Here is a 12,459-nt window from a genome sequence, read left to right on the forward strand (position 1 = left end):
CTCCTGAGTTGGAGGCTTTTTTGTACCTGTCTGTCGCGAGGAGATGCGTTTGTTAGCTATGGCGGCCAACCGCCATCATTCTCGCTACATTCTGGGCGGTCAGTTCAACGTTCTCTTTCGCATTGGCCAGCGCATCTTCCAACGTACACGCACCGGATACCACGCTAAACAACACATCAATGCCATGGTCATACACGACGACGCTGTCTTGGGTAATGCTGCCTGCAATACCAATCACTGGCAGACCAAAGGTCTTCGCACAACGCGCCACACCGATAGGGGTTTTGCCGTGAATGGTTTGGCTGTCGATACGGCCTTCACCGGTGATCACCAAATCCGCATCTTTCAAATGTTCAGAGAGATTCACTGCATCCATGACGATCTCGATACCCGGACGTAAATCCGCATCAAACAGACCTAACAATGCAGCACCCATGCCACCTGCAGCGCCTGCGCCTGCACGGTTTTTGACATCACTGTTTAACTGAATCTTCATGATCTCAGCATAATGTGCGAGGTTGCTGTCCAAGGTGCTGACCATCTCTGGTGTTGCGCCTTTTTGAGGGCCAAAAACAACAGATGCGCCTTTTCCACCACACAGCGGGTTATCGACGTCACAGGCTACTTCCAGCTTTACGTTGGCTAGGCGTGGGTCAATCCCAGAGGTATCAATGGTATGTAAGGTACTCAGCGCGCCACCGCCAAATGCGATAGGGTTGCCTGCTTCATCTTGCAGTTTTATACCCAATGCTTGTGCCATACCAGCACCACCGTCATTGGTTGCGCTGCCTCCAATGCCAACAATAAGGTGCTTAACCCCTAAATCCAGTGCCGCTTTGATGAGCTCACCCGTACCAAAGCTGGTGGTCAACAATGGGTTACGCGATGCAGTGGGAACAAGGTGCAGACCGGATGCTGCCGCCATTTCGATGACTGCGGTTTCGCCATCACCGAGTAGGCCAAAGAATCCTTCCACTGGCGTGCCCAATGGTCCTGTTACCGTCACATCGACAAGTCGACCACCTGTCGCATCAATCATTGATTGAACGGTTCCTTCACCGCCATCTGCCATTGGCAGTTTCACTATGGTTGCATCTGGCATGATGTGTTTAAAGCCCGTTTCGATTGCGGTTGCAACGTCCATGGCAGACAAACTTTCTTTGTAAGAATCTGGAGCAATAACAATTTTCATCAGTAACGTCCTTATACAAATAGGCCAAACACACCAAAGATCAGTGTAGAGATAAGTGCGATAACGAAACCAACCGCTGATTCGTAAGGAATAAGCTTCAAGCGTTCTTTCATGTCCATATGCACTGCGCCACCGGTAGCATGGAAGAAGCTGCCGTGTGGCATGTGGTCAAACACGGTTGCACCAGCGTGGATCATTGCAGCGCCAGCAATGGCTGGAACGCCAAGTTCAAGGATGGTGTTGGCAAACACGCTACTTGCGACAGCTGTACCGGCAGTGGTGGACGCGGTCGCTAGTGACATCAGGGCACCAGAGAACGGAGCCAGAAGATAAGATGGCAAACCAGACGTTGTTAGCAGGTCAATCAAGCCGTTTTTCAGGCCTGAGTTAGCGATAATCCCAGCCAACGTACCGGTACCGAGGAGCATAACTGCGACAGGCGCCATGCGATTCAATCCGGAAACCGCGAAGTGATTGGTGTCGCGGCCTCGGCGCATAGCAAGCGCGCCCAGTAAGCCACCTAAAGGCAAGGCAATGAGCGGGTCGATATTGATACCCGCGATAGGGCGAAGTGCCAGCAAAGAAATGGCGACGAGCGGCGCGACCATGGCGGCAGCAAAAGAAGGCAAGCGGCTCATGTCGACATCAACCACTTCATGCGCAGCGACTTTACTACCACGATTTTTCAGTTTCAATGCGATGAAGTATGCCGCCATCATGCCGCACAAACCGGGAATGACACCCGCCGCCATCACTGACGTTAGCGGGACATTGAAGGCATCGGCTGCTGCAATGGCATTCGGGTTTGGTGACATCACATTACCTGCCTTACCACCGCCTACCATGGCGAGCAAAATCGCCATCTTGGAAAGGTCTGCACGACGTGCAATGGCTAGAGCAATGGGTGCAACGGTGATCACGGCAACATCCACGAACACACCAACAGCGGTTAAGATCATGGTGGCGACTGCCAATGCAAGCAGGGCGCGTGTTTCGCCCACTTTCTTCACGATGGTTTCGGCGATGGTGGTTGCGGCGCCAGATTCGATCAGTACGCCAGCGAGAATACCTGCAGCTAGAATGCGAAGTACCGCTGTCACGATACCTTGTGCGCCGCCAATCATGAGGGTCACGGTGTCTGTTAAAGATACACCACCGACAATACCGCCGACGAGTGCACCAATGATCATGCCGTAGGCTGGCGGTACTTTTCTTAAAATCAGTGTTATGGAAACGATGAGGGCTGCCAATGCGCCCAATGTAGATACTTCGGTCATCTCATACTTCTCGGCTGAAACGAAAAACTATCAGCACTGTACGCCCAGTATGAGTGATTAGCATTGGGCAACTGACTAAAGATAGTGCGATGAAATTCAATCAATATTGTGCATTTGCACAATTTAGGTGTTTTGCTGCCATTTTAAAAACGACAAATATAGAAGGGTTTTCCCTTCTAATTGATTGATATTTAAAGAGGTTGCTTGATTGATTTGCTGAAGGCGATATCGCAGCGTATTGCGATGAATATGCAGACTTTCGCACGTTTGAACCAAATCACAATTTTGATCAAAAAAGGCGGTGAGTGTTTTAGTGAGTGTGCCGCGAGTATCATTTTTTATGAGTGCCAGCATTGGCTCGTGCAGCTGACGCGTTCGCCAATCGTTATCGGGCATCGCGCTCAAAAGAACTGGGAGAGTATGATTTTCATAAAACAGAACAGAGCCTTGGTGCTGCCCAGCAGCGAGTGTTGCACTGGCTGTTTGGTAAGAGCGCGAGAGCCCCTTTAGCGACGGGAAATAGCCCCCGTAAGCGATTTGCACATGAAATGATTTCTGATCGGAAATACGTTTAAGGAGTTTTTTGACTTTTTTGTGTTCGGATTGCTGAGACCATTCACCATGTTCAGTGGTGATGGGTTTAAGCACGACAATTTCGTGGCGTGATACTGAAGATATACCGACGAGATTATCTCGTTCAGGGTTTTCGAGCATGTGTACCATGGATTGCAGGTGTTCGAGCGAAAGGGTTTCAGCATCTCGAGGCAAGAGTTTTACCACTGCGGCGACGCGGGGCTGCTCAAGATCAAGATCCAAACCTCGTGCAATCGATAGCAATTGTTGATTATTCAGCTCGGACTCATTAATAAGCTGAAGCACCAACTCTTCACGATGACGTTTGTCCCATTGCATCTGGGAGATAAATGCGGCTTGCTCAACGATGAGCTCTGCGGTCATCTTCACCAGTTCGCCATAGTTTCGCACTTGGTCGGGCAAACCCGAGATGCCCACCACGCCAATGGCTTTGTTGTTGAACATCACTGGAAGGTTTATTCCCGGCTTAACCCCTTTTAGAGAATTTGATGTTGCTTCATCAATTTCAACAATTCGGTTCTCAGCGAGTGTCAATAATGCGCCTTCGTGCCTTTGATGCAAACGACTTGGGTCTCCCGAGCCTATAATTAGGCCGCGTTCATCCATGACATTGACGGAATGACCGATGATTTTCATCGTTCTCTCGACGATCTGGCGTGCGATCATGGTATTGAGTTGCATTGGGTCTTCAGATCCTGAAAATAGGCACACTTTTATAACTGCCAGCTTAGTCTCGGTTTTTGATGACTGGCAATACGGTGATATCGAGGATACCACGTGGACTATGAATTTCGACGCAATACTTTAGATGACAGTTTTCATGCGGAACTGCCAATGGGGCATGAAGCACTCGGTCGCTGGCTGATTGATGAACTAGGCACAGATCATGCTGAAATTGATAATGTTCTTAACCATTTACAGGCGGTGATGGCGCAAGGTGGGGAATGGAATAGAGCGGGTAAGGTCTTCCATTTACAACTCACGCAAGAAGAAGCCTTGGTGCAAGCGAATGTGTTGATTGAAGGGTATGACGAAGAGATGCCAGAAAATGATCTGCACACATACGAAGAAGAAAGTATGTCGCTTTGTGGGCCAGAAGATCTCGCGGTGCTACTTGAAGCATGGCAAGACTTTATTCGTCGTTATGGTCGATAGTTATCTTTTAATTTCAATCGGTTGCGGAAACGGAATGCCGCATGCCTAAAGAGTGATACGCGTTATATTTTTTCTGTATGCCACCCGATGGTGCATGACTGATACCCTCCAAGCTGTCTGCTTAATAATAGTGAATGCCTCGCACCAATTCGGTGCATTGAAATCCTCTCACATTATCAGTTTCAACCTAATCTATTGATATTTATATTAAATAAAAATTGGCACGCAACTTGTTACTCCTTGTACAGAACATCTTATTTTTGGTTCAAGGAGACGGGAATGAAATTGATCAATGCGATTATCAAGCCATTTAAGCTCGATGACGTGCGTGAAGCACTAGCTGAAGTCGGCGTAGATGGAATGACAGTATCTGAAGTGAAAGGCTTTGGTCGTCAAAAGGGACACACCGAGCTATACCGCGGCGCAGAATACCAAGTGGATTTTCTGCCAAAAGTAAAACTAGAAATCGCGGCTCACTCAGAAAACGTCGATGAAATTATCGAAGCCATCAGTAAAGCGGCGCAGACCGGCAAGATTGGTGACGGAAAGATTTTTGTATACGACCTCCAGCAAGCCGTGCGTATTCGTACTGGTGAGATGGATTCGGAAGCAATTTAAGGGTTTAAGGGAGAATAGAACATGGAATTATTAACCACTGTGACTGAGTTGCGATACGCACTTGATACATTTTTCTTTTTGATTTCAGGTGCACTAGTAATGTGGATGGCCGCTGGCTTTGCCATGTTAGAGGCGGGCTTGGTTCGCTCAAAAAACACCACCGAAATCCTGACTAAAAACATTTGTTTGTATGCCATTGCTTGTACAACTTACTTGCTAGTGGGCTACAACATCATGTACGTCGATAACGCCGAGGCTGGCTGGTTGCCATCTCTAGGGTTCTTGATTGGCACACAAAGCGAAGGCGCGGATCACTCTCTAGCTTCTGACTTCTTCTTCCAAGTTGTCTTCGTTGCAACAGCCATGTCTGTTGTGTCTGGTGCGGTTGCCGAGCGTATGAAGCTTTGGGCTTTTCTCGCATTTTCTGTGGTACTGACCGCGTTTATCTACCCTGTTGAAGGTTACTGGACATGGGGCGGTGGCTTCCTATCAGAAGCAGGCTTTAGTGACTTTGCGGGCTCAGGTATCGTTCACATGGCGGGCGCAGCTGCTGCACTTGCTGGCGTATTACTGCTGGGTGCACGTAAAGGCAAATACGGTAAAAACGGTCAAATCTACCCAATTCCAGGCTCAAACATGCCGCTAGCAACTTTGGGTACGTTTATCCTGTGGTTTGGTTGGTTTGGCTTTAACGGCGGCTCTCAGTTGATGATTTCTGATTTTGAGAACGCAACGGCTGTCGGTGAAATCTTCTTGAACACCAATGCGGCAGCGGCAGCAGGTGCATTGGTTGCACTCGGTGTCTGTAAAGCAGCATGGGGTAAAGCAGACCTCACTATGGTATTGAACGGCGCATTGGCGGGTTTGGTTGCTATCACGGCTGATCCACTATCCCCTTCTCCTGTTGCTGCACTTGTGATTGGTGGCTTGGCGGGTGCCTTGGTTGTTATCAGTATCGTTGGTCTCGACAAACTGAAGATTGATGATCCTGTGGGCGCGATTTCAGTACACGGCACCTGTGGCCTGTTCGGTTTGCTAGCGGTACCTTTCAGCAACGCTGATGCGACCTTTGGTGCGCAAATCTTTGGTGCGGCCGTTATCTTTGCTTGGGTATTCGGTGCGAGCTTCCTTGTTTGGGGTGTCTTGAAGGCCACAATTGGCATTCGCGTAACCGAAGAAGAAGAGCTAGAAGGCATGGATTTCCACGATTGTGGCGTAGATGCTTACCCAGAGTTTGTTAGCGTGAAATAACGAACGCTGACGCTTTGTGACATAAGCTGTTACAAATTACACGCTAACAAGAGCCTCACATCTTTACGTTGTGGGGCTTTTTTCTTTGATAGCTAAAGCATGGTGTTGATTCCGGATTAGTAATATGTATACTAACGATACTGATAAACGTTCTCATTACAGTTTCGGTTTAGGAAGGAAAAACATGAAAAAGTTGTTGTCAGCATCTGCTTTGGTGCTAGGGATTGTGGGTACCAGTGGTGCTGCGAATGCTGCGGAAGAAGTGAATGTTTACTCTTACCGTCAGCCATTTTTGATTGAACCGATGCTAAACGAGTTCACCAAGGAAACCGGCATTAAAGTAAACGTGAAGTTTGCGAAAAAAGGCATGGCGGAAAAGGTTGAACAGGAAGGCGAATACAGCCCAGCAGACGTTCTGCTCACGGTTGATATCTCTCGCTTGATGGAACTGGTTAACAAAGACTTGGTTCAGCCAGTTGATAGCAAAATCATTGATGAGAACGTTCCTTCACAATATCGCGACAGCGAAGACCGTTGGGTTGCGCTGACTACACGCTCTCGTTCTGTTTACTCTTCACGTGATCGTGTTGGTCAATTGGGCGATGACTTTGATTACATGGACCTTGCGAAGCCTGAATGGAAAGGAAAAATCTGTACACGCTCTGGTAAGCATCCGTACAATGTATCGCTAGTTTCTGCTGTTATCGCTAATCATGGCGAGGCAGAGGCTAAAACTTGGTTGGAAGGCGTAAAAGCAAACCTAGCACGTAAGCCACAAGGCAATGATCGTGGCCAAGTGAAAGCTATCTCTGAAGGTCTGTGCGATGTATCGCTGGGCAACAGCTACTACCTTGGTAAAATGCTGGCAGATGAAGAGCAAAAAACATGGGCTGACAGCGTATACCTGAATTACCCTGGCAAAAACGCCAATGGTACTCACGTAAACATTAGCGGTATGGCAATGGCGAAATACGCGCCGAATAAAGATAACGCGCAAAAACTGATGGAGTTTTTGACGTCAGACGTAGCACAGCAAATGTACGCGGAAGTGAACTTCGAAGAACCAGTGAAGCCTGGTGTTGCTCGCTCTGAGCTTGTGGCTTCTTGGGGTGAATACACTGCCGACGATTTGCCGCTAGAAACTATTGCAGAAAATCACACGAAAGCGATGAAACTGCTTGATGAAGTGAAGTTTGATCTGTAATCACTTCATTCTGTAATAGTAAGGGGGAATTTGATTCCCCCTTATGCTATCTGACGCCATGATGTAGTAGGCAATGTTAGAACAGAACCGATTTTTGAAAACCAGTAGTTGGGCTTTATCCTTGCTGCTGGTTTTGCCGATTTTAGCGATCTTCTATACCGCAGTCGGTGAAAGTGATGATGTGTTTGGTCACCTGATGTCTACGGTGATGGGAACGTACACGCTAAATACCATCCTGCTGGTAGTGGGAACCGTCTTTTTATCCCTGCTAATGGGGATCCCTTCTGCGTGGCTCATGGCCAATTACTCAATCCCCGGTGATCGCTGGTTACAGTGGGCGCTGGTTTTGCCTCTCGCCATGCCGGGGTATATCGTTGGATATATCTATACCGACTGGTTTGACTATGCGGGTCCTATTCAGCTATTTCTCCGTGATATCACTGGCTGGACATCTGCCGCTCAGTATTGGTTTCCTGATCTGAGAACCTTGCCCGGTGCATGCTTTGTGCTGGCCTTGGTACTACACCCATACATTTACTTGCTAGCACGTGCTGCATTTATGGAGCAAAGTCTGACCCTCACGCAATCGGCTCGTTTGATGGGGTGTTCGCCACTGCAAAGCTTCTTGCGCGTTTCACTTCCGTTAGCGCGCCCTGCAATCGCTGTCGGTGCTTCATTGGTTGCCATGGAAACCTTGGGTGATTTTGGTACTGTGAATTATTTCGCGGTCAGTACGCTCACGACGGCGGTCTATGACACTTGGCTTGGCTACTCGAATTTAAACGCTGCAGCCAAAATCTCCGCCATCATGCTGGTGGTGATATTCCTGCTAATTAGCAGTGAACGATACAGTCGCCGTAAACAAAAACTATTTAGCCAAAATGTCAGCGCCGACAAAATTGCCAAAGCACCATTGCTTGGGAAATACAAAGTATTAGCCTCGATTTGGTGTTGGGGGATTGTTGCGATTGCTTTTCTTGCGCCGTTAGGCCAGTTGCTGATTTACGCTTGGGACTATCATTCGTCGAGTTCGATTGAAGACTTTATCCAGTACAGTTTTAATAGCCTTTATGTATCATCCATTGCCGCGGTTGTTGCGTTAATCATTGCGCTGTTGGTGAACTTCTATCGCCGTTTTTCTGCCACGCCAGCGAGTAATGTGCCGATGCGAATGTCCTCATTAGGCTATGCCGTACCGGGCACCGTACTTGCGATTGGCGTGCTGATCTCTTTGACGAGTGTCGATCATGCCATCAATGACTTTGCCAAAGTCATGGACTGGGGAAGGCCTGGATTATTGTTTTCCGGCACGATGTTTGCCTTGCTGACGGCATTTGTGGTGCGTTTCAGTGCGGTTGCGATTGGCAGTGTCGAGTCGAGTCTCGCGAAGGTTTCTCCGTCATTGGATATGGCGGCACGCACCATGGGATGTAATGCCAAGAGCATCATTAAGCGCGTTCAATTACCGCTAATTCGACGTGGTTGCTTGATAGCGATGCTGCTTGTGTTTATTGAATCGATGAAAGAGCTCAATGCCGCTTTGTTGTTGCGCCCATTTAACTTCGAGACGCTGGCGACGTATGTTTTTAACTATGCGTCTGATGAGCATCTGGAATACGCCGCATTGCCTGCTATATTGTTGGTCGTTGTAGGGCTAATCCCACTTATTATGATTAACCGTTCTTTGGAGCAAAGCCACTCATGAGTGAAGCGCTTACCGTTAGTGATTTGATTTGTCGTTACAACGGCCAGGCAGTGCTGAGTGACCTGTCGTTACATGTTGAGAAAGGCGAAATAGTCTGTCTTCTCGGCGCGAGTGGCTGCGGTAAAACCACGTTGTTAAAAGCGATTGCTGGCCTGTTGCCGCTGGATAGTGGCAAGATGAGTATCAATGGTCGCGAGATTGTCGGTGAGGCAGTTAACATGCCACCCGAACAGCGTAATGTGGGTATGATTTTTCAAGATTACGCATTGTTTCCGCATCTCACAGTTGGCGAGAATGTTTCATTTGGTTTGACCGGTTGGGACAAGGCAAGTGTGGCTGCGCGGGTGAAAGAAATGCTCGCTCTGGTGAAACTTGATGGTTTGGAAGGACGTTACCCGCATCAGTTGTCGGGAGGACAGCAACAACGAGTAGCCATTGCTCGCGCGTTGGCATGTAAGCCTGACCTTTTGTTGTTGGATGAGCCTTTCTCCAATATTGATACGCAAGTTCGTCATAGCTTGATTAAAGAAATTCGAAAGATATTCAAAGAGCAGGGCGTAACAGCCATTTTTGTGACGCATAGTCGTGAAGAAGCTTTCGCGTTTGCTGACAAGTTAGCGGTGATGAACCATGGCGTGATCGAGCAATATGGTCAAGCAACGACCTTGTACTATCAGCCAAGCAGCCGATTTGTCGCAGACTTTCTTGGGCATGGTTCCTATGTGCCAGCGTCATTGAATAATGACAACACCATGAGCACGCCGCTAGGAAAATGGCCCGTTGAACACATAAACAGTGATACGGCATTGGAGTGGTTGATCCGTCCTCAAAACTTGACGTTAGAGCCAGATTCGACAGGTCAAGGCACGGTGACGGATGCGCAATTCATGGGGGATAGCAGTCGCTACTTGGTTGAAATTAATGAGCAAACCTTGATGGTGTACTCTAACCAACTACTCAATGTCGGAGATGCTGTGAACCTTGAGATAAGGCCACATGCCCCCGTACTGTTTGCGAGCCACTAAGGTTATAGCAACAGCACATTGGTTGTGATTAGGATATAAAAAAACCGGCATTACGCCGGTTTTTTTCTTTTTTCTTAGCTACTTGCTGCAAAGCATGTCGATATAGCCTTGAGCTTGGCTTGTCAGCGCGTCTTTATCAGGTTGCTGGTGAGCTTGTAGATAGAGAATGTAACAAACGCCGTCGAACATGCGAGCGAGTTCCATTGGATCTCGGTTTGCGATTTGTGCATCGCTTTGCTCGAATAAACTTGCGTATTGATCGAGAACGACATTCTTCCCTTTAACAAAGTTAGGCCAGATATCTTCGCGAATAGATGTGCTCCATTCAAACCAGACTTTTAGCCACTCTTTGTCTTCTAATGCTGCATTGATTAATGCTGATGCGACATGAGACAAGGATGCATGTGCTTCACCGTTTCCGAGTGCTAGGTTACGGGAGATGAGTTGATGAAACTCTTTTTCTGCTTGGTTTAGTACAACATCAACCAACTCTTCTCGGGTGGAGAAATAGTTAAACACGGTAGCAACAGAGACATTTGCCATTTCAGCGATATCTGCATGCCCTGCACGTCCTATTCCTCGTTTAGAAAACACCTCGAGCGCATAGCCGAGCAGTTGTTCTTTCCTCTGCTCTGGCGACAATCGGGTTCGTGTGCGTCCACTTGATGTAGCCATTCTGATTCCTGCCAACTTTAATTTGCTAATAATGTTTGTATATTGCAGCGTTTGTGTATGTTTAATGTGATAATTAACAACCGCTTGCAAAGTGTACAACAGCAACTGGTTGCAGAACAACGAAGAGCCGGAACAAAGCGTCGAAATTTTGACGTGTATCGAGAGTAGGCGTGGAGTTTGCACAGTGATAGAATGTTCGACCTCATTTACACAGGTAGTTAGACGGAAATACCGTCGAGGTTGATAATGAAACATACCGTAGAAGTGATGATTTCAGAGCAAGAAGTACAACAACGCGTAAAAGTGTTGGGCGCTGAGATCACAGAGCATTACAAAGACTCCAATGATCTGGTCATGGTTGGCCTATTGCGTGGCTCATTTGTGTTTATGGCTGACCTTTGTCGCGCTATTGACTTGCCACACGCTGTCGACTTCATGACTGCATCAAGCTACGGCAATACGATGGAAAGCAGCCGCGATGTGCGTATCCTGAAAGATCTGGATGATGACATCAAAGGTAAAGACATATTGCTGGTTGAAGACATCATCGATACCGGTAATACGTTAGACAAAGTGCGTGAAATTTTGTCGCTGCGTGAGCCTAACTCTATCCGTATTTGTACCTTGCTAGACAAACCTGAGCGTCGAGAAGTTGACGTTCCTGTGGATTGGTATGGTTTTAAAATCCCTGACGAGTTCGTTGTGGGTGTGGGTATTGATTACGCGCAGAAGTATCGTCATCTGCCATTCATTGGCAAAGTGGTACCACTAGAAGATTAGTTCTGGTGTGTCATTGACCCCTAGCTTTAGGCACTAAATGTTTGAGTAGGGATTTTAATGACAGTATTGCCGTGAAAAAAAAGCGACCAAGATGGTCGCTTTTTTTATGTCTGAGCGGGGTCTAGGGTCTAATCAAGAGCGCCAAAAGAATTTGCCGAATTAATGACAACAAGGCTTACCCAGTGTTACTCATATTTGGACATGGCACTGGTATAGCCAGATTCCAAACTCTCTAAACTATTTGCCGTCATACCGAGGTCTTTTAGTACGCCATCGCTGATGTCGTAGAACCAGCCGTGAACCTTAATATCCTGACCACGAGCCCAAGCATTTCGTAAGATAGTCGAACTGCCAAGGTTGTATACTTGCTCAGCGACATTAATTTCGCAGAGTAGGTTTCCTTGCTCTTCAATGCTCAATGGGCTGAGGTAATTGCTGTGCTTGCGATACAAGTCACGAATGTGAAGCAGCCAATTGTTAATGAGGCCAAGATCAAGATTTTCGATAGAGGCGTGAACACCACCGCAACGGTAATGGCCACAAATAATGATGTGCTTAACTTGAAGTACGTCTACTGCATACTGAACGACAGAAAGGCAATTGAGATCCGTATGGATCACTTGGTTTGCTACGTTTCTGTGGACAAAAAGCTCGCCTGAATCCAGCCCTGTTAAACGTTCGGCGGGAACACGACTGTCAGAACAACCAATCCAGAGATATTCCGGATGCTGGGATTTTGCAAGGTCTGCAAAGTAGACAGAGTTGTCTTCCTTAATGCTTTTTGACCATTTCTGGTTGTTTGCAAAGAGTTGCTTAATTTGTGCCATATTGCCCCCCAAGACTGACTTCGCGAGTCACTATACACCAGTAAAGTTCATATTTAGATACAATTTAACACTTTCTACTCAACATATTAGCTCCTCCTACCAGCATTTGGATTGGTATAACTGATGCCTATGGATGCTTTTCATCGGTATACTAGC

12 protein-coding genes are annotated in these 12,459 nt (G+C 47.5%); 7 read left to right on the top strand and 5 right to left on the bottom strand.

Annotated features, from left to right (window positions below; genetic code table 11):
- Positions 1-52 precede the first annotated feature (52 nt).
- The 3 genes from L4D06_RS04230 to L4D06_RS04240 all read right to left on the bottom strand — a co-directional run bounded on the left by L4D06_RS04230 (position 53) and on the right by L4D06_RS04240 (position 3,744).
- Positions 53-1,192 carry a glycerate kinase gene (locus L4D06_RS04230; RefSeq protein WP_274162893.1) on the bottom strand — a complete coding sequence of 380 codons (1,140 nt, stop codon included), beginning with the start codon at positions 1,190-1,192 and terminating at the stop codon, positions 53-55.
- An 11-nt stretch (positions 1,193-1,203) separates the two neighbouring features.
- Positions 1,204-2,469: a GntP family permease gene (locus L4D06_RS04235; protein ID WP_429737954.1), complete on the bottom strand. Its 1,266-nt coding sequence runs from the start codon at positions 2,467-2,469 to the stop codon at positions 1,204-1,206.
- A 123-nt stretch (positions 2,470-2,592) separates the two neighbouring features.
- On the bottom strand, positions 2,593-3,744 hold the full coding sequence (locus tag L4D06_RS04240; RefSeq protein ID WP_429737955.1) for a sugar diacid recognition domain-containing protein: 1,152 nt from the start codon (positions 3,742-3,744) through the stop codon (positions 2,593-2,595).
- A gap of 96 nt (positions 3,745-3,840) precedes the next feature.
- Between L4D06_RS04240 and L4D06_RS04245 the strand changes: the two genes are divergently transcribed.
- The 6 genes from L4D06_RS04245 to L4D06_RS04270 all read left to right on the top strand — a co-directional run bounded on the left by L4D06_RS04245 (position 3,841) and on the right by L4D06_RS04270 (position 10,021).
- A complete protein-coding gene (locus L4D06_RS04245; protein ID WP_274162890.1) occupies positions 3,841-4,218 on the top strand; it encodes a YacL family protein in 378 nt (125 codons plus the stop codon).
- A 279-nt stretch (positions 4,219-4,497) separates the two neighbouring features.
- Entirely contained in the window at positions 4,498-4,836 is a 339-nt protein-coding gene (glnK, locus tag L4D06_RS04250; protein WP_274162889.1) for a P-II family nitrogen regulator, read from the top strand.
- Positions 4,837-4,857: 21 nt separating this feature from the next.
- The gene (locus L4D06_RS04255; RefSeq protein WP_429737956.1) at positions 4,858-6,087 is read left to right on the top strand and encodes an ammonium transporter; all 1,230 of its coding nucleotides are present in this window, start codon (positions 4,858-4,860) and stop codon (positions 6,085-6,087) included.
- A 184-nt stretch (positions 6,088-6,271) separates the two neighbouring features.
- Positions 6,272-7,291, top strand: a complete 1,020-nt coding sequence (locus L4D06_RS04260) for a Fe(3+) ABC transporter substrate-binding protein (RefSeq protein ID WP_274162887.1) — start codon at positions 6,272-6,274, stop codon at positions 7,289-7,291.
- Positions 7,292-7,364: 73 nt separating this feature from the next.
- The gene (locus tag L4D06_RS04265; RefSeq protein ID WP_429737957.1) at positions 7,365-8,996 is read left to right on the top strand and encodes an ABC transporter permease; all 1,632 of its coding nucleotides are present in this window, start codon (positions 7,365-7,367) and stop codon (positions 8,994-8,996) included.
- On the top strand, positions 8,993-10,021 hold the full coding sequence (locus L4D06_RS04270; RefSeq protein ID WP_274162885.1) for an ABC transporter ATP-binding protein: 1,029 nt from the start codon (positions 8,993-8,995) through the stop codon (positions 10,019-10,021). The genes L4D06_RS04265 and L4D06_RS04270 overlap by 4 nt, the downstream gene beginning before the upstream one ends.
- Positions 10,022-10,099: 78 nt before the next feature.
- Here the strand turns inward: L4D06_RS04270 and L4D06_RS04275 are convergent, their stop codons facing one another.
- Positions 10,100-10,696 (bottom strand): TetR/AcrR family transcriptional regulator, encoded by a 597-nt coding sequence (locus tag L4D06_RS04275; RefSeq protein WP_274162884.1) that lies wholly within the window; start codon positions 10,694-10,696, stop codon positions 10,100-10,102.
- 246 nt (positions 10,697-10,942) lie between these two features.
- On the opposite strand from L4D06_RS04275, the gene hpt reads away from it, so the two are divergent.
- The gene (gene hpt, locus L4D06_RS04280; protein WP_028023054.1) at positions 10,943-11,476 is read left to right on the top strand and encodes a hypoxanthine phosphoribosyltransferase; all 534 of its coding nucleotides are present in this window, start codon (positions 10,943-10,945) and stop codon (positions 11,474-11,476) included.
- Between the two features lie 185 nt (positions 11,477-11,661).
- Here hpt and can read toward each other — a convergent pair whose 3' ends face one another.
- Entirely contained in the window at positions 11,662-12,303 is a 642-nt protein-coding gene (gene can, locus L4D06_RS04285) for a carbonate dehydratase (RefSeq protein ID WP_274162883.1), read from the bottom strand.
- Between the last annotated feature and the right edge of the window lie 156 nt (positions 12,304-12,459).

The organism is Enterovibrio makurazakiensis, from assembly GCF_050336585.1.
Lineage (GTDB): Bacteria > Pseudomonadota > Gammaproteobacteria > Enterobacterales > Vibrionaceae > Enterovibrio > Enterovibrio gelatinilyticus.

Excerpts from the sequence above, each read along its gene's own strand:
- L4D06_RS04230 (WP_274162893.1), bottom strand. The coding sequence starts at position 1,192 with ATGAAAATTGTTATTGCTCCAGATTCTTACAAAGAAAGTTTGTCTGCC.
- L4D06_RS04235 (WP_429737954.1), bottom strand. The coding sequence starts at position 2,469 with ATGACCGAAGTATCTACATTGGGCGCATTGGCAGCCCTCATCGTTTCC.
- L4D06_RS04240 (WP_429737955.1), bottom strand. The coding sequence starts at position 3,744 with ATGCAACTCAATACCATGATCGCACGCCAGATCGTCGAGAGAACGATG.
- glnK (WP_274162889.1), top strand. The coding sequence starts at position 4,498 with ATGAAATTGATCAATGCGATTATCAAGCCATTTAAGCTCGATGACGTG.
- L4D06_RS04255 (WP_429737956.1), top strand. The coding sequence starts at position 4,858 with ATGGAATTATTAACCACTGTGACTGAGTTGCGATACGCACTTGATACA.
- L4D06_RS04260 (WP_274162887.1), top strand. The coding sequence starts at position 6,272 with ATGAAAAAGTTGTTGTCAGCATCTGCTTTGGTGCTAGGGATTGTGGGT.
- L4D06_RS04265 (WP_429737957.1), top strand. The coding sequence starts at position 7,365 with ATGTTAGAACAGAACCGATTTTTGAAAACCAGTAGTTGGGCTTTATCC.
- L4D06_RS04270 (WP_274162885.1), top strand. The coding sequence starts at position 8,993 with ATGAGTGAAGCGCTTACCGTTAGTGATTTGATTTGTCGTTACAACGGC.
- L4D06_RS04275 (WP_274162884.1), bottom strand. The coding sequence starts at position 10,696 with ATGGCTACATCAAGTGGACGCACACGAACCCGATTGTCGCCAGAGCAG.
- hpt (WP_028023054.1), top strand. The coding sequence starts at position 10,943 with ATGAAACATACCGTAGAAGTGATGATTTCAGAGCAAGAAGTACAACAA.
- can (WP_274162883.1), bottom strand. The coding sequence starts at position 12,303 with ATGGCACAAATTAAGCAACTCTTTGCAAACAACCAGAAATGGTCAAAA.